General features: G+C 57.0%; 21 protein-coding genes. 13 read left to right on the top strand and 8 right to left on the bottom strand.

Annotation, left to right across the window (positions count from 1 at the left end; genetic code table 11):
- Positions 1-166: 166 nt before the first annotated feature.
- The 9 genes from AUK77_RS05230 to AUK77_RS05190 all read left to right on the top strand — a co-directional run bounded on the left by AUK77_RS05230 (position 167) and on the right by AUK77_RS05190 (position 5832).
- A complete protein-coding gene (locus AUK77_RS05230; RefSeq protein ID WP_296126917.1) occupies positions 167-877 on the top strand; it encodes a histidine phosphatase family protein in 711 nt (236 codons plus the stop codon).
- A gap of 53 nt (positions 878-930) precedes the next feature.
- Positions 931-1245, top strand: coding sequence for an SCP2 sterol-binding domain-containing protein (locus tag AUK77_RS05225; protein ID WP_296126934.1), 315 nt, complete (start codon positions 931-933; stop codon positions 1243-1245).
- Between the two features lie 208 nt (positions 1246-1453).
- Positions 1454-2521: a phosphotransferase family protein gene (locus tag AUK77_RS05220; RefSeq protein WP_296126916.1), complete on the top strand. Its 1068-nt coding sequence runs from the start codon at positions 1454-1456 to the stop codon at positions 2519-2521.
- A gap of 35 nt (positions 2522-2556) precedes the next feature.
- Positions 2557-3324, top strand: coding sequence for an SDR family oxidoreductase (locus AUK77_RS05215; RefSeq protein ID WP_296126913.1), 768 nt, complete (start codon positions 2557-2559; stop codon positions 3322-3324).
- Between the two features lie 137 nt (positions 3325-3461).
- Complete coding sequence (tusD, locus tag AUK77_RS05210) at positions 3462-3854, top strand: sulfurtransferase complex subunit TusD (protein ID WP_296126911.1); 393 nt, start codon at positions 3462-3464, stop codon at positions 3852-3854.
- A 1-nt stretch (position 3855) separates the two neighbouring features.
- Positions 3856-4215: a sulfurtransferase complex subunit TusC gene (tusC, locus tag AUK77_RS05205; RefSeq protein WP_296126909.1), complete on the top strand. Its 360-nt coding sequence runs from the start codon at positions 3856-3858 to the stop codon at positions 4213-4215.
- Positions 4215-4514 (top strand): sulfurtransferase complex subunit TusB, encoded by a 300-nt coding sequence (gene tusB, locus AUK77_RS05200; RefSeq protein ID WP_296126906.1) that lies wholly within the window; start codon positions 4215-4217, stop codon positions 4512-4514. Before tusC ends, tusB begins: the two co-directional genes overlap by 1 nt.
- Positions 4511-4846, top strand: coding sequence for a TusE/DsrC/DsvC family sulfur relay protein (locus AUK77_RS05195; protein WP_296126904.1), 336 nt, complete (start codon positions 4511-4513; stop codon positions 4844-4846). The genes tusB and AUK77_RS05195 overlap by 4 nt, the downstream gene beginning before the upstream one ends.
- A complete protein-coding gene (locus AUK77_RS05190) occupies positions 4843-5832 on the top strand; it encodes a glycosyl transferase family protein (RefSeq protein ID WP_296126903.1) in 990 nt (329 codons plus the stop codon). The genes AUK77_RS05195 and AUK77_RS05190 overlap by 4 nt, the downstream gene beginning before the upstream one ends.
- Here AUK77_RS05190 and cysG read toward each other — a convergent pair.
- The 7 genes from cysG to AUK77_RS05155 form a co-directional block, all read right to left on the bottom strand.
- Complete coding sequence (gene cysG / locus AUK77_RS05185; RefSeq protein WP_296126902.1) at positions 5814-7211, bottom strand: siroheme synthase CysG; 1398 nt, start codon at positions 7209-7211, stop codon at positions 5814-5816. The two genes, AUK77_RS05190 and cysG, sit on opposite strands and share 19 nt — an antisense overlap.
- A 69-nt stretch (positions 7212-7280) precedes the next feature.
- Entirely contained in the window at positions 7281-8558 is a 1278-nt protein-coding gene (gene serS, locus AUK77_RS05180) for a serine--tRNA ligase (protein ID WP_296126901.1), read from the bottom strand.
- 101 nt (positions 8559-8659) lie between these two features.
- Entirely contained in the window at positions 8660-9040 is a 381-nt protein-coding gene (crcB, locus tag AUK77_RS05175; RefSeq protein ID WP_296126899.1) for a fluoride efflux transporter CrcB, read from the bottom strand.
- The gene (locus AUK77_RS05170) at positions 9037-10362 is read right to left on the bottom strand and encodes a replication-associated recombination protein A (RefSeq protein ID WP_296126897.1); all 1326 of its coding nucleotides are present in this window, start codon (positions 10360-10362) and stop codon (positions 9037-9039) included. Before AUK77_RS05170 ends, crcB begins: the two co-directional genes overlap by 4 nt.
- A gap of 29 nt (positions 10363-10391) precedes the next feature.
- On the bottom strand, positions 10392-11018 hold the full coding sequence (gene lolA, locus AUK77_RS05165; RefSeq protein ID WP_296126895.1) for an outer membrane lipoprotein chaperone LolA: 627 nt from the start codon (positions 11016-11018) through the stop codon (positions 10392-10394).
- Between the two features lie 52 nt (positions 11019-11070).
- On the bottom strand, positions 11071-13476 hold the full coding sequence (ftsK, locus tag AUK77_RS05160) for a DNA translocase FtsK (protein WP_296126894.1): 2406 nt from the start codon (positions 13474-13476) through the stop codon (positions 11071-11073).
- Positions 13463-13738: a hypothetical protein gene (locus tag AUK77_RS05155; protein ID WP_296126893.1), complete on the bottom strand. Its 276-nt coding sequence runs from the start codon at positions 13736-13738 to the stop codon at positions 13463-13465. The genes ftsK and AUK77_RS05155 overlap by 14 nt, the downstream gene beginning before the upstream one ends.
- On the opposite strand from AUK77_RS05155, the gene trxB reads away from it, so the two are divergent.
- The 4 genes from trxB (at position 13707) to infA (ending at position 16528) form a co-directional block, all read left to right on the top strand.
- The gene (gene trxB, locus AUK77_RS05150) at positions 13707-14657 is read left to right on the top strand and encodes a thioredoxin-disulfide reductase (RefSeq protein ID WP_296126892.1); all 951 of its coding nucleotides are present in this window, start codon (positions 13707-13709) and stop codon (positions 14655-14657) included. The genes AUK77_RS05155 and trxB overlap by 32 nt on opposite strands.
- Before the next feature lie 59 nt (positions 14658-14716).
- A complete protein-coding gene (gene aat / locus AUK77_RS05145; protein ID WP_296126890.1) occupies positions 14717-15397 on the top strand; it encodes a leucyl/phenylalanyl-tRNA--protein transferase in 681 nt (226 codons plus the stop codon).
- Positions 15398-15501: 104 nt separating this feature from the next.
- Positions 15502-16209 (top strand): arginyltransferase, encoded by a 708-nt coding sequence (locus tag AUK77_RS05140; protein ID WP_296126888.1) that lies wholly within the window; start codon positions 15502-15504, stop codon positions 16207-16209.
- Between the two features lie 100 nt (positions 16210-16309).
- Positions 16310-16528, top strand: coding sequence for a translation initiation factor IF-1 (gene infA / locus AUK77_RS05135; RefSeq protein ID WP_002553999.1), 219 nt, complete (start codon positions 16310-16312; stop codon positions 16526-16528).
- Between the two features lie 97 nt (positions 16529-16625).
- On the opposite strand, the gene clpA is transcribed toward infA, so the two are convergent.
- Positions 16626-18896, bottom strand: coding sequence for an ATP-dependent Clp protease ATP-binding subunit ClpA (clpA, locus tag AUK77_RS05130; RefSeq protein ID WP_296126886.1), 2271 nt, complete (start codon positions 18894-18896; stop codon positions 16626-16628).
- Position 18897 lies beyond the last annotated feature (1 nt).

Raw genomic sequence — 18897 nt, 5'->3', positions numbered from 1 at the left:
GCTGTTTGGCCTCCAGCATACCGAGGCACCGGGTGGACGACCAGCCAGCTTAAGCTCGGCATTCAGCACGCACATGCAATTCAAACAAGCGTATGTTTTTACGTTGACAGCCTCTGAGCTTCCTCATACCCTCGCGAGACTTTCACCGCACTGGAACTGATCGGACGTGGGCAACATCTACCTGATTAGACATGGCCAAGCCTCTTTCGGCGCTGACGATTACGATGTGTTATCGCCCATCGGTATTCGTCAGGCAGAAGTATTGGGCGGGCATTTGGCGAACCTTGGTGTGCGTATTGATCGCAGCATCAGCGGTGACTTGCGCCGTCAACAACACACCGCCAATGCCACATTGCAACAGCTGTTGGGTGATGATCAGAACGCTCCAGTAATTGAAATAGATCCGGCATTTAATGAATTTGATGCGGACGCTGTGATTCGCGCGCTGCTGCCTGACATGCTTCCAGAAGAGCCCGAAGCGCTGAACATTTTGCGTAACGCCGCGCAGCATCGTGCCGAGTTTCAGCGTCTGTTTGCCAAGCTGATTGGCCGTTGGTTGACCGGCGAGTACGACACGCCTGGCCTGCAAAGCTGGCAAGGCTTTGTTGAGCAGGTACAAGGCGGGCTTGAACGACTCTTGCAACAGGCTGACAACAAACAGAACATCGCAGTATTCACCTCAGGCGGTACGATTACTGCCCTGCTGCACCTGATCACCGGTATCGCGCCAGCGCGGGCCTTCGAGCTCAACTGGCAAATTGTTAACACCTCACTGAGCTGCCTGAAGTTTCGTGGCACACAGGTGAGCCTGGCTTCCTTCAATAGCCATGTGCATTTGCAGCTGTTGAAGGCGCCGGAACTCATCACTTATCGCTGAGTCCGGCCCACTGCACCCATTGGGTGCTAGTAACCCCCAAGAAAAAGGAAAACATCATGAGCGTTGCAGACATCGTCCAAACCATGCACTCCAAGTTCAACGCCAGCGCTGCTGCAGGCCTCGACCTGGTATTCCAATTCAACATCGAAGACGGCGAGAACTACGCTCTGATCGTCAAAGACGGCAGCTGCACCGTTGAGCAAGGCGAAAACGCCAACGCTAACGTGACCCTGATCATGGACACCGAAACCCTGAAAGGCATCACCAGCGGCGAAACCGACGGCATGCAAGCATTCATGTCCGGCAAACTGCGCGCCGAAGGCGACATGATGCTGGCCATGAAACTGGGCGAACTGTTCCCGGTTTAAGCCAAGCAGGCGTTATTGCTACTCGAAAAACCGAAGTCTCTGACTTCGGTTTTTTTATGCCCGCAGCCTTTATAACCATGTCAATCAGGCCGCTTGATTAAGCAGCAACACGCTGGCCTATTAAGGCGCGCAAAGCTTGTTCGCAGCCAGCAGCAGCATTAGATTAACCAATAGTCTCAGGCACCTATCATAAGCAGAAGGGATAAACATGGCGCTTACTGACCAGTCAACCCGCATCCGTGACGGCGAAGAACTCAACGCCACGGTCATCGACCAGTACCTTAAGGCGCATATCCCTGGCCTGACAGGCGAGCCGCGTATCAGCCAGTTTCCAGGCGGCGCGTCTAACCTGACATACCTGCTGGAATACCCTGATAAAGAGTTTGTTTTGCGCCGCCCGCCTTTTGGCCACAAAGCCAAATCGGCACATGACATGGGCCGCGAATACCGCATCCTCAATCAACTCAACGCCGGCTTCCCCTACTGCCCAAAGGCTTATGTGCATTGCACCGATGAATCGGTGATCGGTGCCGAGTTTTACGTGATGGAGCGGGTCAACGGCATTATCTTGCGTTCGGATATGCCCGCCGAGCTGAACTTCAGCGCCGAGCAAACCCGCGAGCTGTGCAAGAGTTTTATCGACAAAATGGTCGAGTTGCACAACGTCGACTACAAGGCCGTCGGCCTGGGCGATCTGGGCAAGCCTGAGGGCTACGTGCAGCGCCAGATCAGCGGCTGGAGTGATCGCTACGAGAAGGCGCTTACCCCTGACGCGCCACTGTGGGAGCCCGTTAAAGCCTGGCTGCGCGACAAGATGCCGGCCGATCACCACAAGCCAAGCATCGTGCACAACGACTACCGCTTCGACAACGTCATCCTCAATCCAAACAACCCGATGCAAATCATCGGCGTTCTGGATTGGGAGCTGACCACCCTTGGCGATCCGCTAATGGATTTAGGCAATACCCTGGCCTACTGGATTGAAGCTGCAGACCCGGCTCCGGTTCAGCTTATGCGCCGCCAGCCGAGTAACGCGCCGGGCATGCTCACGCGTCAGCAGTTTGCAGACTATTACGCCGAACGTGCCGGTATCGAAATCAAAAGCATCGATTTCTACTACACCTACGGCCTGTTCCGCTTGGCGGGCATCGTGCAACAGATTTACTACCGCTACTTCCATGGTCAGACCCAGGACAAGCGCTTCGCCCAGTTTGTGCACATGAACAAACTGCTCGAACAAATGAGCCTACAAGTGATCAATAAATCGCAGCTGTAAACGGCCGGACAGGCCTCACAACAAAGGAAAACTCAATGTCCAAGACCCATCTGTTCGACCTCGACGGCAAAATTGCTTTTGTATCCGGTGCCAGCCGTGGCATTGGTGAGGCCATCGCCAAATTGCTGGCTCAGCAAGGCGCGCATGTGATCGTCTCCAGCCGCAAGATCGACGATTGCCAAAAAGTGGCTGACGCGATTATTGCCGACGGCGGTAAAGCCACCGCTGTGGCCTGCCATATCGGTGAAATGGAGCAGATCAGCAACGTCTTTGCGATGATTCGCGAGCAGTTCGGTCGCCTCGACATCCTGGTTAACAACGCCGCCACCAATCCGCAGTTCTGCAACGTGCTGGACACTGATCTAAGCGCCTTCCAGAAAACCGTGGATGTGAATATCCGTGGTTATTACTTCATGTCCATCGAAGGCGGCAAGCTGATGAAAGCCAACGGCGGTGGCTCGATCATCAACGTGGCCTCGATCAATGGCGTAAGCCCAGGCGAGTTCCAGGGCATTTACTCGGTGACCAAAGCCGCCGTGATCAGCATGACCAAGGTGTTTGCCAAGGAGTGCGCGCAGTTCGGCATTCGTTGCAACGCCCTGCTGCCAGGCCTGACCGACACCAAGTTCGCCTCGGCACTGACCAAAAACGACGCCATCCTGAAAATCGCCCTGCAACGCATCCCACTCAAACGCGTTGCAGACCCAAGCGAAATGGCCGGCACCGTGCTGTATCTGGCCAGCGATGCGTCCAGCTACACCACAGGCGTCGCGCTGAACGTCGACGGCGGTTTCCTGTCCTAAGCCGCTTGTTTGTTCACCAAGCCCGCGCCTCAGTGCGCGGGCTTTTGTATGTATACCCGCGAGATTTTTAGCACTGCGGCGCGCATCTTCGCGGTTCAGGCTTTATCATTCCGGCATTCTGTTTGGCCGGGTTAACCATGAAGTTCACCATCGCCCTGTTCTCCCCTCCGCATGCGCCCTCCTCGCGCCGCGCTCTGCGTTTTGCCCAGGCAGCCATCGCGGGCGGGCATGAAATCGTTCGACTGTTTTTTTATCAAGACGGCGTACACAGTGCATCCGGCAATGTGGTCAACGCGCAGGATGAACTCGACGTACCGCGTGAATGGCGTGAGTTTGTGCAAACCCATCAACTCGATGGCGTGGTGTGCATTGCTGCTGCGTTGCGCCGTGGCGTGCTCAATGGTGAAGAAGCCGAGCGTTACGCCCGTACCGCAGCCAATGTGCAAGCCCCCTGGGAGCTGTCCGGGTTAGGCCAGTTGCATGAGGCAGTGCAAATGGCCGACCGTTTGATCTGCTTTGGAGGGCCATAAGATGAGTCAGTCATTGCTGATTATCAGCCGTCAATCGCCTTGGTCAGGCCCCAGCGCTCGCGAAGCGCTGGACATCGCCTTGGCCGGCGGCGCCTTCGATCTGCCTATCGGTTTGTTGTTTCTTGACGATGGCGTGTTCCAATTAAGCCACGCCCAGCAACCGGCTCAACTGCAACAAAAAGACCTAAGCGCCAACCTCAAGGCGTTACCCATGTTTGGTGTGGAGGCACTGTATGTATCGGCGCGCAGCCTGGAAGAGCGCGGTTTGCACGAGCAACCACTGTCGCTGGCTGCCGAGTGCCTGGATGACACTCAGCTCAGTGCCTTGATCGACCGCTACGACCAGGTGATTACCCTCTAATGTCGACCTTGCATGTACTGTCTCACTCACCCTTTAGCGACAACCGTTTGAGCAGTTGCCTACGCCTTTTAGGCAGCCGCGACGCGCTTTTGCTGTGTGGCGATGCGGTCTACGCCTTACAGGCTGGCACTGCGCAGCGCCAAGCCCTAGAGCTGATGCCTGAGGCGATTAGCTTGTATGCCCTGGACGAGGATGTGCAGGCGCGTCACCTGACGCCACCTGAACGCCTGAACCTAATTGACTACCCAGGCTTTGTGGCGCTCAGCTGCCAGTATGACAAGGTCAACACCTGGTTATGAGCAGCCTGCAACTCGATGATCGCCAACTGCCAGTCGACAAAGACGGCTACCTGATTGAACTCGCCGATTGGTCCGAGGCCGCTGCCGCCGCGCTGGCAGAACGTGAAGGCATTGAGCTGACGAATGCGCACTGGGAGATTCTCTGGCTCATACGCGACTTTTATGCCGAGTTTCAGCTTTCACCGGCCAATCGCCCGCTGATCAAATTCGTTGCCAGCAAGTTGGGCAGCGAAAAAGGCAACAGCCTGCACCTCAACCGACTGTTCAACGGCGCTCCCGCCAAACTCTCCGCCAAGCTGGCGGGCCTGCCCAAGCCGACTAACTGCCTATGAACCTGGTAACCCCGCCGGAACACCCCTTTGCTCAATTCGTGCGCATTCTTGGCAAGGGCAAGCGTGGTGCACGTAACCTGACCCGCGAAGAAGCGCGCGACGCCATGGGCATGTTGCTTGACGGAAAGGTTGAAGAAAGCCAGTTGGGGGCGTTCCTCATGCTGCTGCGGCACAAGGAGGAAAGCGCTGAAGAAATGGCCGGCTTTACCGAGGCCGTGCGTGCGCGCCTGCAAACACCAGCCATTGCCGTGGATCTTGACTGGCCCAGCTACGCCGGAAAAAAGCGTCACTTACCCTGGTTTTTATTGGCGGCTAAAGCGCTGGCGAACAGTGGCCTGCGCATTTTGCTGCACGGTGGCGGCGCTCACACCGCCGGGCGTCTGTACAGCGAGCAGTTGCTGGAGACGCTGGATATCCCGCTGTGCCGCGATTGGCAGCAGGTTGAAAAGGCGATGGACCAACAGCAGCTGGCCTTTATCCCGCTGGGTGACTGGATGCCCCCGTTGCAGCACATGATTGACCTGCGCAACATCCTCGGCCTGCGCTCACCGATTCATTCCCTGGCGCGCATCCTCAACCCACTCAACGCGCGCTGCGGCCTGCAAAGCATCTTTCATCCCGGCTATCAGGCGGTACACCGTGAAGCCAGCCAACTGCTGGGCGATACGGCGGTGGTGATCAAAGGCGAAGGCGGTGAAATCGAAATCAACCCGGATGCCAGCAGCCACCTGTATGGCACGGCCAACGGGGTTAACTGGGACGAAGAGTGGCCAGCGTTAGCGGCCATGCGCCACGTCAAACCGGCCAGCCTGATGCCGGAGCATCTACTGGCCTGCTGGCAGGGTGAAGCGAGCGATGCCTACGGGCAACTGGCGATTATCAGCACCATGGCCTTGGCCTTGCGCGGTTTGGGTGAACCGCGCGACACGGCCATCAGTCGCGCCGAAGCGCTCTGGGCCTCACGCCATCAGGTGGCGCGGGCTTGAGCGCCTTCGAACCAGGCCAGTTTTTCCCTTAACTGCACCACTTCGCCGACAATCACCAGGGTCGGCGCACGCACTTCATGCTCCGCCACCCGCGCCGCGAGATCGGCCAGCGTGCCGGTGATCACGCGTTGGTTTTGTGTGGTGCCTTGCTGGATAAGCGCCGCCGGCGTAGTGGCGGCGCGCCCGTGAGCAATCAACTGCTCACAGATCATCGGCAAACCGACCAAGCCCATGTAGAACACTATGGTTTGACTGCTAGAGGTCAACTCCGTCCACGGCAGGTTGGTGCTGCCATCTTTTAAGTGCCCGGTGACAAAACGCACTGACTGCGCATGATCACGGTGGGTCAGCGGAATGCCCGCGTAGGCCGCGCAACCGGACGCTGCTGTGATGCCCGGCACCACTTGGAACGGGATGCCATGGGCGGCCAGCTCTTCGATTTCTTCACCGCCACGGCCAAAAATAAACGGATCACCACCTTTAAGACGCAGCACGCGCTTGCCTTCTAGGGCAAGTGTGACCAGCCGCTGGTTGATCTGATCTTGTGGTAGAGCGTGATCGGCGCGTTGTTTGCCGACGTAAATTCGCTCGGCATCGCGTCGGCACAAGTCGATAATGGCAGGTGCCACCAGGCGATCGTACAGCACCACATCGGCCTGTTGCATCAAACGCAAAGCGCGAAAAGTCAGCAAGTCCGGATCGCCTGGCCCAGCACCCACTAGGTAAACCTCACCGAGCATACGCGGGGCAATTCCGGCGATTTTCTCCTCCAACAGGCGCTGCGCCTCCTGCTGTTTACCGGCGAACACGCTCTCGGCCACTTGGCCCTGAAACACGTCTTCCCAGAACACCCGACGTTGCTGCACATCCGGGAACAGCGCTTTAACCTGCGCGCGGAAACGCTTGGCCAAGCCGGCCAATTGCCCGCAAGTAGCCGGAATCCAGGTTTCGATCTTGGCGCGAATCAGCCGCGCGAGCACAGGCGCATCACCGCCGCTGGTAACCGCGACAATCAGTGGCGAGCGGTCGACAATGGCCGGGAAGATTACGCTGCACAGCTTCGGCGCATCGACCACATTGACCGGGATAAACAAAGCCTGGGCTTGCTGCGAAATCACCGCGTTCAACGGTTCGTCATCGGTGGCGGCAATCACCAAAACCACACCCTGCAAATCAGCAGGCTGATAGTCGCGCAGCAGCACCTCACCTTGATTGGCCTTGGCCATCTCGATCAATTCAGCGCGAATATCTGGCGCGACCACCCTTAAACGCGCCCCCGCCTCACTGAGCAGGCGCGATTTGCGCAGGGCGATTTCACCGCCACCAACCACCAGCACGTGACGGTCCTGCAGTTTGTGAAACAGGGGTAAAAAGTCCATAAAGCAGCCTTCAGCAATAAGCGACGAGCCGCAAACGGGTTATCCCGTTTGAGGCTCCATGACACAGGATCAGATGAACTCGATACCGCCCATGTAGGGCTTCAGCACCTCAGGCACGCGAATGCGCCCATCGGCTTGCTGGTAGTTCTCCAGCACCGCCACCAAGGTGCGACCAACCGCCAGGCCGGAGCCATTGAGGGTGTGCACCAGTTCGGGCTTGCCGGTTTCCGGGTTACGGTAGCGTGCCTGCATACGGCGCGCCTGGAAGTCGCCGCAGTTGGAGCACGAAGAAATCTCGCGGTATTTGTCCTGGCTCGGCACCCACACTTCCAAATCGTAGGTTTTCACCGCGCCAAAACCCATGTCGCCCGTGCACAGCGCCAGTTTGCGATAAGGCAGTTCAAGCAACTGCAACACGCGCTCTGCGTTAGCAGTCAGGCTTTCCAGTGCCTCGAAGGACTGGCTCGGCTCGACAATCTGCACCATCTCAACTTTGTCGAACTGATGCTGGCGGATCATGCCGCGCGTATCGCGACCCGACGCACCGGCCTCGCTGCGGAAGCATGGGGTATGCGCCACCAATTTCAGCGGCAGTTGCTTGGCATCCAGAATCTCGCCCGCGACGATATTGGTCAGCGACACTTCGGCAGTCGGAATCAGGTACAGATCGGCTTCGCCTTCGCGGCTGATCTTGAACAGGTCTTCCTCAAACTTAGGCAGTTGGCCGGTGCCTTGCAGTGCTGGGGCCTGCACCAAATACGGCGTGTAAGCCTCTTCGTAGCCATGCTCGCTGGTGTGCAGGTTGATCATAAATTGCGCCAGGGCGCGATGCAGGCGGGCAATCGGCCCACGCAGCACGGCAAAACGTGCGCCGGACAGCTTGGCGGCGGTCTCGAAATCCAGCCAGCCATGCTGTTCGCCCAGTGCGACGTGATCCTGAATCGGGAAATCAAAGGTAGACGGTGTGCCCCAGCGAGACACTTCCACGTTGCCTTCTTCATCGGCGCCAACCGGCACAGACTCGTGCGGCAGGTTGGGGATGTTCAGCAGCAGGTTATCCAGCTCGTTCTGGATACTGTCCAGTTCGCGCTTGCCTTGCTCAAGATCGCTGCCCATCTGATCCACTTCAGCCAGCAGCGGCGCAATGTCTTCGCCGCGCTGCTTGGCTTGGCCAATCGACTTGGAGCGGCTGTTGCGCTCGGCCTGCAGTTGTTCGGTGCGGGTTTGTACGGTTTTGCGCTGCGCCTCAAGCGCTTCAAAACGCGCCACATCAAGGACAAAGCCGCGGGTGGCCAAGCGCTCGGCCACATCTTGGAGTTGGGTACGGATGAGTTTGGAGTCGAGCATGTTCTGGTCTCAATACATCACTAAGGGTTGCATGGCCGCAGCCATGGCGCGCAATGCCGCGCAGTTTAAGGCTTTAACGGGGATGGGGCCACCTGCCCCACTCACTGATACAGGCGCGCCAGGGCAAAACCGGCCCACACGGCCAACACACCACCGACAAGGCTGCACAACAGGTAGGCGAACGCCTCATTGTGGCGACCGCTTTCAAACAGCTTGAGAAGTTCAAGGCTGAATGAGGAAAACGTGGTGAAGCCGCCGAGCAAGCCAATAATCAGGCCGCCCCGCAGCTCAACGGGCAAATCGCTGCGCAGCAGGAACAAACCGGACAACAGGCCGATCAGCAAGCAGCCAATGATGTTGACGGTGAAGGTGCCCAAGTAGAAATGCCGAGGCCACTGGGCCACCACCCAACTGGCGGTAACAAAACGCAGAACAGATCCGACAGCACCGCCAAGCGCAACGGCCAACGCCATACGAATCATGGTTTTCTCCGCTGCCGAGGGCTGTTGCGATCCTGATTTTTTAGATGCTGCAGCTTGTCGCGGATTTTGAGCTCAAGACCGCGCGGCACAGGCTGGTAATACGCGCGCGGCTCGAACGCTTGCGGAAAGTAATCTTCGCCAGCAGCGTAAGCGTCGGGCTCGTCATGGGCATAGCGGTATTCATCGCCATAGCCCAGCTCTTTCATCAGCTTGGTCGGCGCGTTGCGCAGGTGCAGCGGCACCTCTTGCGAGCCATGCTCAGCGGCGTCACGCATGGCCGCTTTAAAGCCGGTGTAAACTGCATTACTTTTCGGCGCGCAAGCCAGATAGACAATCGCCTGAGCCACGGCCAACTCACCCTCAGGGCTGCCCAGACGCTCTTGCACATCCCAGGCGTTGAGGCACAGGGTGAGTGCACGCGGATCGGCATTGCCGATGTCTTCACTGGCCATGCGCACCACGCGGCGGGCGATGTACAAGGGATCACAACCACCATCGAGCATGCGCGCAAACCAATACAGCGCCCCGTCCGGGCTGGAGCCGCGCACGGACTTATGCAGGGCCGATATCTGATCGTAAAAGGCTTCGCCGCCTTTATCGAAACGCCGGCGCGTGTCGCCGAGCAGGTCCAGCAGCAACTCGGTGCCAATGGCGCTGCCGTCCTCGGCCAAATCGGCGGCGTTTTCCAGAAAATTGAGTAAGCGCCGACCATCTCCATCGGCTGCAGCCTGAAGGATTTTAAAACTCTCTTCCGGAAGGCTCAGACGCCGCTCACCCAACCCCTTGGGATCGCTCAAAGCACGCTCAACCAGTTTGCGCAGGGCGCATTCATCCAGGCTTTTGAGCACGTAAACCCGCGCCCGCGAGAGCAAGGCGTTGTTCAGTTCAAACGAAGGGTTTTCCGTGGTGGCACCGATAAAAATCAGCGTGCCGTCTTCCACGTAGGGCAAAAAAGCATCCTGCTGCGATTTGTTGAAGCGGTGCACTTCATCAACAAACAGGATGGTCTGACGGCCATATTGCGCAGCATGTTGCTGCGCCACTTCAACAGCCTGACGAATTTCCTTGACCCCAGAGAGCACAGCGGAAATCGTCTCAAAATGCGCGTCGGAAACCTGTGCCAGCAATCGCGCCAGGGTGGTTTTACCGACACCGGGCGGCCCCCAGAAAATCATTGAATGCAGCGCGCCCTGCTCTAAGGCCTCACGCAGCGGCTTGCCCCGCGCGAGCAGATGCTCCTGACCGACGTACTCATCCAGGCTGGCTGCACGCAAACGAGCAGCCAGGGGTTGGGCAACGGGGGCCTTACGAAACAGATCCATGACAGCGCGTTAACACCTCGGGTCGGGGGCTACTCTTGGATCACATCTGCGCCGGCAGGGATCTCAAAGGTAAATTGTGCGTCGTCCTGCGGCTCGTTCATTTTCACATTGAGGAAAAGAATATTCGTGCGCTGGCCGATGCTGTCGATCAACTGCATGTCGTTGAGCACCTGGTTGCGGAACGACAGGCGCAGGCTGTCAAACAGGGTGTCCTTGGACTTGGGCTTGAGAATGAAGTCGACCACGCTGCCACCTTCGTTATGGCTGATCTCGAAGTTCTCGCGAATCTTCGATACATCACCCGACAGCAACAGGGCTGGGGTGTGCGTTAGGCGTTGATCAAGGGTTTGAATAGTGACCTGTTGCAAGTCAGGGTCGTACAGCCACACTTTCTCACCGTTGGAAACCAGCAACTGTTCCATGGGTGCGTCGGTGTGCCAGCGAAACAAGCCGGGACGCTTAAGAGCCAACTGACCGGCAGTTTCTTGCAACTGGGTGCCGCTGCCATCCAGCGTCAACTGGGAAAACCGCGCCTCAATGGTTTGAGCCTGATTAAGCAGCTCAGTCAAACGCTGCACAGCCACTTCATCATCGGCCGCAACGGCAACGCTGGTAACACTCAGTACGGACAGCAATAGCATGCGAATCAAGCGCATGGGTTTCCTCGTCTATTCGGGTATTCAGGGAGCATCTGTTCAGGCTTGGCGATTAGTCACGCATGGGGCCAGGTGCTATGACCTCGCGTGAGCCATTTGTGTTCATTGACGTCACCACACCCGCCATTTCCATTGCTTCAATCATGCGCGCCGCACGGTTGTAGCCAATTTTCAGCTTACGCTGCACAGCTGAGATCGAGGCGCGACGGCTCTCAAGGACAAAGTTAACCGCCTCGTCATACAACGGATCAGCTTCACTGTTATCACTGCCGCCCTCGCCGCTGCCGCCGTCAAAGCCGCTTCCGGCCTCCTCAACACCGGCAAGGATGTCATCAATGTAGTCAGGCGTGCCGCGTTGTTTCCAAGCTTCAACGACGCGATGCACTTCTTCGTCAGAAACAAAGGCACCGTGCACACGAATGGGCAGACTGGTGCCAGGCGGCATATAGAGCATGTCGCCATGGCCCAGCAGCTGTTCAGCGCCGCCTTGGTCAATGATGGTGCGTGAGTCGATCTTGCTCGATACCTGGAACGCCATGCGCGTAGGAATGTTGGCCTTGATCAAACCGGTGATCACATCCACCGACGGGCGTTGCGTAGCCAGAATCAGATGGATACCGGCGGCACGGGCTTTCTGCGCAATGCGCGCAATCAGCTCTTCAACCTTTTTCCCGACGATCATCATCATGTCGGCAAACTCATCCACCACTACCACAATGGTGGGCAGGGTTTTCAGCAGCGGCGCTTCATCGTGCATGCTTTCGCGCTTGTAGAGCGGGTCAGAAAGTGGCTCACCGGCCTCTTCGGCATCTTTCACCTTGCGGTTGAAGCCTGCCAGGTTACGCACACCCATTTTCGACATGAGTTTGTAGCGGCGCTCCATTTCCGCCACCGACCAGCGCAACGCGTTGGCGGCCTCCTTCATGTCTGTCACCACCGGACACAGCAGGTGCGGAATGCCTTCGTAGATCGACAGTTCGAGCATCTTCGGGTCGATCATGATCAAGCGCGCTTCTTCGGGCGTGGACTTGAACAAAATCGACAAAATCATCGCGTTAACACCCACCGACTTACCTGAGCCTGTGGTGCCCGCGACCAGCAGGTGCGGCATGCGCGCCAAATCAGTGATGATCGGCTTACCGGCGATATCGTGCCCCAGAGCAAGGGTCACTGGTGACTTGGCTTCGTCGTACTCCGGCGAGGACAGCACCTCGGAAAAACGCACGATCTGACGATCTTCGTTAGGGATTTCGATCCCCACCGTGGTTTTACCGGGAATCACTTCAACCACACGAACACTCGTCACGGCCAGAGAGCGCGCCAAGTCTTTGGCTAGGTTGGAGATGCGGCTGACTTTGACGCCAGCAGCCGGTTGAATTTCGTAACGGGTAATCACCGGCCCCGGATGGATAGAGTCGACCGACACCTCAACACCGAACTCCTTCAACTTGATCTCAAGCAGGTGGCCAACACCTGCAAGCGATTCAGGGGAATAGGCGACCTTCTTGACCTCGGCGGGGTCGAGAATGGAAATCGGCGGCAGCGTGCCCTCAATGGCGCTGTCGACAAACAGCGACACCTGCTTTTCTTTCTGCACACGCTTGCTGGCCTCAGCTGCCTTAGGCGCAGCGGGCGGTGTAATAACCGGCGCCGGGCGGTTAACCCGTTCACTCATGTGCTTATTGAGAGACTCCTCGCGCTCGATCAAGCGTTCCTTGACCTTGGCTTGTTCGCGACGGTTCAGCTCGATAGGCGCGGCCACTTCGCTCACCCGCTCATCCACTTCACGCAGTTGAGCGACCAGTTGCTTGCGCTCAACACGGGTATTCCACCAGCGATTGGCCAGACCCTGGATCAACTCGATCAGATCCAGGGTGATTTTGCCGGTCAGGTCCATGACCTTGAACCAGGACAAATCGGTAAACACTGTCAGACCAAACAAAAACAGGGCAATAAACAGCAACGTACTGCCCTGAATATTCAGGGCATTGACGGCAAGTTGCCCCAGGCTTTCGCCCAAAGCCCCGCCTGACGATGCAGGCATGCTGGCGCTGGCCTGAAAGTGGATATACGCCAGTGCGGCCCCAGACAACACCAAAAAAACCAAGCCAATCAAACGCCAGGAAAACAGCCAACCACTCCATTGCCATGGCTGGTGGCGAGCACGGAACACCTGCAACGTCTTAACCGCGAGCAACAGCGGAAACAGGTAGGCAAAATACCCCAAGGCCATAAACAGAATATCAGCAAACCAGGCACCGGCACGGCCTGCTGCATTCTGAACTTGCTGCACGTTGCTGGTGTGCGTCCAGCCTGGATCGGCCGCATCGTAGGTCAGCAGAGCCATCCACAGATAAAGACAGAGCGCGCCCAGGCCAATCAATGCGCCTTCTTTGAGTCGATAGGGCAGTTGCTGACGCCAGATAGGAGCTTGCACGGTTAGGCTAGATTTCTTCAAAACGCATCTGTTCCTGCGCCAGAGGCGCCGAATAATTGGTTAACGGCAAAATATGCAGCGATTGCACAGGTTTAACCACACGATACCAGACAGGCCTGTATGCATAAACAGCTGCGGCGGTTGACTCCCGCTCCTTGCCTGCTTCGGTGTAGCATAGCCACCACTGTCTTGCATGCGGCTCAATTGGAGCATGCATTCTCTTTTGTGACAAAGGCTTATGAGGTGTTTTTATGAGCGAAGTCAAGCATTCACGCTTGATCATCCTGGGCTCCGGCCCTGCCGGTTACAGCGCTGCCGTATACGCCGCCCGCGCCAACCTCAAGCCCGTGATCATCACTGGCATGCAACCAGGCGGCCAACTGACCACCACCACCGAAGTGGATAACTGGCCGGGTGACGTCGAGGGGCTTACAGGCCCAGCGCTGATGGATCGCATGCAAAAACATGCCGAGCGCTTTGAAACAGAGATCGTTTACGACCATATCCACACCGCCGAGTTGCAGTCGCGCCCATTCACGCTCAAAGGTGACAGCGGCACCTACACGTGCGACGCGCTGATCATCGCCACCGGCGCGTCAGCTCAATACCTCGGCCTGCCATCAGAAGAAGCCTTTGCCGGCAAAGGCGTATCGGCCTGCGCCACATGCGATGGCTTTTTCTATCGCAATCAGGTCGTAGCGGTGATCGGCGGCGGTAATACGGCCGTTGAAGAAGCGCTGTACCTGTCGAACATTGCCAAAGAAGTTCACTTGGTGCATCGCCGCGACAAACTGCGCTCGGAAAAGATCCTGCAAGACAAACTCTTCGAAAAAGCCGCTAACGGTAACGTGGTGCTGCACTGGAACCATCAACTCGAAGAAGTACTGGGCGACAACAGCGGCGTTACCGGCGCACGCCTGAAGAACACCCAGACCGGCGAAGTGAACGATCTGCCGTTGGCTGGCGTATTCATTGCCATTGGTCACAAGCCCAATACCGACCTGTTCCAGGGTCAATTGGACATGCGTGATGGCTACCTGCTTATTAAAGGTGGCAACGAAGGTAATGTCACCGCCACCAGCATTGACGGCGTATTCGCGGCCGGAGACGTTGCTGATCACGTTTATCGTCAGGCCATTACCTCGGCGGGTGCCGGGTGCATGGCGGCGCTGGATGTCGAGAAGTACCTCGACGACAATTAAGCCACACCGGGCGCAGGCTCTCTGCGCCCTCCCCTCCCCCTGCTTTGCCGGCCCTGCCCATGCTGACGTGGTTGCAACGCGACTCTCTGGATTTCCCCCCGCTCGAACGCGCCTTGCGTGACCCGAATGGTCTTTTGGCTGCTGGCGGCGACTTAACCCCCGATCGGTTGATACAGGCCTATCGGCATGGCTGCTTCCCCTGGTTCCAAGATGGCCAGCCGATTCTCTGGTGGTCACCTGACCCACGCACGGTTTTGCTGCCAAGCGAACTGCACGTTTCGCGCAGCCTGAGTAAAGTCATGCGCCAAGAGCGCTACCGGGTCAGTTTTGATCAGTGCTTTACAGAGGTCATTCGTGCCTGCGCAGCACCACGCAGTTATGCCGCTGAAACCTGGATTACCACCCCCATGCAGGATGTCTACCTTGAACTGCACAAGCGCGGCATCGCCCATTCGGTGGAGGTGTGGCGCGGGCAGGAGCTGGTGGGCGGCCTTTATGGCCTGGCCATGGGTCAGCTATTTTTTGGCGAGTCCATGTTCAGCCGCGCAGACAACGCCTCAAAAGTCGGATTTGCCACATTGGTCGAACACCTGCGCGCATGGGGCTTTGTTTTGATTGATTGCCAAATGCCCACTGAGCACCTGATCAGCCTGGGTGCGCGCAGCATTCCTCGCACTGAATTTGCCCAGTACCTGAAAAACCATCTCGATCAGCCCACCTCAGCAGACTGGGTCGCCTAGGCGAGTTTTCCAGCCTGGCTTACACTCCAAGAGCCGCTACTGATTTGTTGATCAGCACAGCGCACATGCAATAGGCCCAAGAAGAACGATGTTGAGAGTCGATCATGACTGAGCTGGCCCGCCTGAAGTTTTATGCCACTCAACCGCATGCTTGCAGCTATCTGCCCGATGAACAGGCTACAACGCTGTTCCTCGACCCCAGCCAGCCCATGGATGCGCAGGTATATGCCGAGCTTTCGGAGATGGGCTTTCGCCGCAGCGGCGACCACCTCTACCGACCACATTGCCAGCACTGCAACGCCTGCGTCCCAGCACGTATTCCGGCAGCATCATTCACACCCAATCGCCAGCAACGGCGCATTATCAAACGTAATCAGGATATTGAGGTGCGCCTGGTGCGGCCCGCTTTTACTGAAGAGTATTACGCGCTTTACGTCCGCTATATCGAGTTGCGCCATGCCGATGGCGATATGTTCCCGCCCAATCGCGAACAATTCGCCACTTTTCTAGTGCGCGATTTAGCTTTTTCCAGATTTTATGAATTTCGTCACGCAGGGCGCCTACTGGCGGTAGCTGTTACGGATGTGCTGCCCAACGGCTTATCTGCGGTATACACCTTTTACGAGCCAAGCGAGGAACGGCGCAGCCTGGGCCGCTTTGCCATCCTCTGGCAGATTGCCGAAGCAGCCCGCCAGGAACTGCATGCGGTCTACCTAGGTTACTGGATCAAGAACTGCCGCAAGATGAATTACAAGACGCAATACCGGCCCATTGAGCTGTTTGTTAATCAACGCTGGGTCGCCCTTAGCTGAAGCCCTTGGCGCAAACCCCAAATTTCGGGCACAATGCACGCCGCTTTTGCCTGGCGCCAGTTGCACCGGGCCATTCATTGGATACCGAGGGCTTTACTGCATGTCGAAAGAAGACAGCTTCGAAATGGAAGGCACTGTCGTCGACACCCTGCCCAACACCATGTTCCGCGTGGAGTTGGAAAACGGGCACGTCGTTACTGCGCACATCTCCGGAAAGATGCGCAAAAATTACATCCGCATTCTGACTGGCGACAAAGTTCGTGTTGAACTTACGCCTTATGACTTGAGCAAAGGTCGCATTACCTACCGCGCCCGTTAACAGGCCACTGAAAACTCCGTTTTCCGGCATCTGTTACACCAAGCTCAAGTGAAAACGCCCGGCATAGCCGGGCGTTTTTGTTGACGCGCGTTAAGCGCTAGGCCATCTCGGCTGTGGTTTCAAAATCGAAGGTCAACTCACCTTCGGCAAGATCCACATGCACAACCCCACCATGCTCAGCCAGCTCACCAAACAAGATCTCCTCAGCCAACGGCCGTTTAATCTTGTCCTGAATCAGCCTAGCCATGGGCCGCGCGCCCATCTGTACGTCATAACCACTCTCCGCCAGCCAGTTACGCGCCGCATCGCTGACTTCAAGCATGACGCGCTTGTCCTCAAGCTGCGCCTGCAACTCGGTGAGGAACTTATCGACGATGCTTTTAATCACTTCGTGGTTCAGACGACCGAACTGGATAATCGTATCCAAACGGTTGCGGAACTCCGGAGTGAAGCTCTTCTTGATCACTTCCATCGCATCCGATGAGTGGTCTTGATACGTAAAGCCAATCGAGGCGCGTGAGGCTGTTTCGGCACCCGCGTTAGTGGTCATGATCACAATTACATTGCGGAAGTCCGCCTTGCGCCCGTTGTTGTCGGTCAGGGTGCCGTGATCCATAACCTGCAGCAGCAGGTTAAAGACCTCTGGGTGCGCTTTCTCGATTTCATCAAGCAGCAGGACGCAGTGCGGCGTTTTAGTGATGGCCTCGGTCAGCAAGCCGCCTTGATCAAATCCCACATAACCAGGTGGAGCACCGATCAAGCGTGAAACCGTATGCCGCTCCATGTATTCCGACATATCGAAGCGAATCAGCTCAACGCCTAACGCCTTGGACAACTGCCGTGCGGCTTCAGTTTTACCAACACCGGTGGGACCGGCAAACAGGAAGGAACCGACGGGTTTATCCGGCGCTTTAAGCCCTGCACGCGACAATTTGATTGCTGTAGACAGCGAATCAATGGCTGCATCTTGACCAAATACGGTGAGTTTGAGGTCACGCTCAAGGTTACGCAGCAGTTCTTTATCCGAGCTGCTGACATGCTTTGGCGGTATACGAGCGATTTTCGCCACAATATCTTCGACCTGCGCCACATCGATACGCGTTAGGCGCTTGTCGGCCGGCTGCAAACGCTGATAAGCGCCCGCCTCATCGATCACATCAATGGCTTTATCCGGCATGTGCCGATCATTGATGTAGCGCGAAGCCAATTCAGCCGCTGCGCGCAATGCCTCATCACTGTATTCGATGTTGTGATGCTGCTCGAAGCGGCCTTTCAGTCCGCGCAAAATGCCGATGGTGTCTTCAACCGACGGTTCAACCACGTCGACCTTCTGGAAGCGTCGTGCCAAGGCACGATCTTTCTCGAAGATACCGCGAAATTCCTGGAACGTAGTCGAGCCAATGCAACGGATTTCACCCGAAGAAAGCATGGGCTTGAGCAGGTTAGAGGCATCCATAACGCCGCCAGAAGCAGCACCTGCACCAATGATGGTGTGAATTTCATCGATGAAGAGAATGGCGTGTGGGCGTTTGCGCAACTCGTTAAGGAGCGCCTTCAAGCGCTTTTCAAAATCGCCACGGTACTTGGTTCCCGCCAGAAGCGAGCTAAGGTCCAGTGAATAGACCACGCTGTCTGCCAGCAAATCAGGCACTTGGTTATCAACAATGCGCTTGGCTAGGCCTTCGGCAATCGCTGTTTTACCCACACCCGCCTCGCCTACCAGCAAAGGGTTGTTTTTACGGCGACGCGCCAGAATCTGCGCAACGCGCTCGACCTCATGCTCGCGTCCCACCAACGGATCAATGCGCCCCTGACGCGCCAACTCATTCAGATTACTGGCATAGGCGTCCAGCGGATTGTTTGAGCTGGCGGATTCCCCGCCCTCTTCGTCTTGCATTTCCTGTTCGTTTTCAGGGTGACCGCCATGACCGGGCACTTTGGAAATGCCGTGGGCAATGAAATTGACCACATCAATACGTGCAACGCTTTGCTGCTTGAGCAAGAAAACCGCCTGGCTTTCTTGCTCACTGAAAATCGCCACCAGCACATTGGCGCCAGTAACCTCGCGCTTGCCGGAACTCTGCACATGAAAAACCGCGCGCTGCAGCACGCGCTGGAAACCCAGCGTGGGTTGCGTTTCGCGTTCTTCATCGTGCTGAGGAATCAGTGGCGTGGTGGAGTCAATAAACTCCTTGAGATCATGCCGCAGCTTGTCCAGATTGGCCCCGCACGCACGCAGTACGCTGGCTGCGGCCTCGTTATCGAGGAGTGCAAGCAGCAGGTGCTCAACCGTCATAAATTCATGACGTTTGTTGCGAGCCTCCTTGAAAGCAAGGTTGAGGGTGACTTCGAGCTCTCGATTTAACATA

It is taken from the genome of Pseudomonas sp. Ga0074129, assembly GCA_001465025.1.
In the GTDB taxonomy this organism is placed as follows: domain Bacteria; phylum Pseudomonadota; class Gammaproteobacteria; order Pseudomonadales; family Pseudomonadaceae; genus Aquipseudomonas.
The sequence above is the reverse complement of the archived record's forward strand: the minus strand, read 5'-3'. Positions and strand labels throughout refer to the sequence as shown.

What these genes read in the sequence shown, in the direction of transcription:
- clpA (WP_296126886.1), bottom strand. Translation starts at nt 18,896, where the DNA reads ATGTTAAATCGAGAGCTCGAAGTCACCCTCAACCTTGCTTTCAAGGAG.
- tusC (WP_296126909.1), top strand. Translation starts at nt 3,856, where the DNA reads ATGAGTCAGTCATTGCTGATTATCAGCCGTCAATCGCCTTGGTCAGGC.
- crcB (WP_296126899.1), bottom strand. Translation starts at nt 9,040, where the DNA reads ATGATTCGTATGGCGTTGGCCGTTGCGCTTGGCGGTGCTGTCGGATCT.
- aat (WP_296126890.1), top strand. Translation starts at nt 14,717, where the DNA reads ATGCTGACGTGGTTGCAACGCGACTCTCTGGATTTCCCCCCGCTCGAA.
- trxB (WP_296126892.1), top strand. Translation starts at nt 13,707, where the DNA reads ATGAGCGAAGTCAAGCATTCACGCTTGATCATCCTGGGCTCCGGCCCT.
- AUK77_RS05195 (WP_296126904.1), top strand. Translation starts at nt 4,511, where the DNA reads ATGAGCAGCCTGCAACTCGATGATCGCCAACTGCCAGTCGACAAAGAC.
- tusD (WP_296126911.1), top strand. Translation starts at nt 3,462, where the DNA reads ATGAAGTTCACCATCGCCCTGTTCTCCCCTCCGCATGCGCCCTCCTCG.
- AUK77_RS05140 (WP_296126888.1), top strand. Translation starts at nt 15,502, where the DNA reads ATGACTGAGCTGGCCCGCCTGAAGTTTTATGCCACTCAACCGCATGCT.
- AUK77_RS05170 (WP_296126897.1), bottom strand. Translation starts at nt 10,362, where the DNA reads ATGGATCTGTTTCGTAAGGCCCCCGTTGCCCAACCCCTGGCTGCTCGT.
- cysG (WP_296126902.1), bottom strand. Translation starts at nt 7,211, where the DNA reads ATGGACTTTTTACCCCTGTTTCACAAACTGCAGGACCGTCACGTGCTG.
- AUK77_RS05220 (WP_296126916.1), top strand. Translation starts at nt 1,454, where the DNA reads ATGGCGCTTACTGACCAGTCAACCCGCATCCGTGACGGCGAAGAACTC.
- serS (WP_296126901.1), bottom strand. Translation starts at nt 8,558, where the DNA reads ATGCTCGACTCCAAACTCATCCGTACCCAACTCCAAGATGTGGCCGAG.
- infA (WP_002553999.1), top strand. Translation starts at nt 16,310, where the DNA reads ATGTCGAAAGAAGACAGCTTCGAAATGGAAGGCACTGTCGTCGACACC.
- lolA (WP_296126895.1), bottom strand. Translation starts at nt 11,018, where the DNA reads ATGCGCTTGATTCGCATGCTATTGCTGTCCGTACTGAGTGTTACCAGC.
- AUK77_RS05190 (WP_296126903.1), top strand. Translation starts at nt 4,843, where the DNA reads ATGAACCTGGTAACCCCGCCGGAACACCCCTTTGCTCAATTCGTGCGC.
- tusB (WP_296126906.1), top strand. Translation starts at nt 4,215, where the DNA reads ATGTCGACCTTGCATGTACTGTCTCACTCACCCTTTAGCGACAACCGT.
- AUK77_RS05215 (WP_296126913.1), top strand. Translation starts at nt 2,557, where the DNA reads ATGTCCAAGACCCATCTGTTCGACCTCGACGGCAAAATTGCTTTTGTA.
- AUK77_RS05155 (WP_296126893.1), bottom strand. Translation starts at nt 13,738, where the DNA reads ATGATCAAGCGTGAATGCTTGACTTCGCTCATAAAAACACCTCATAAG.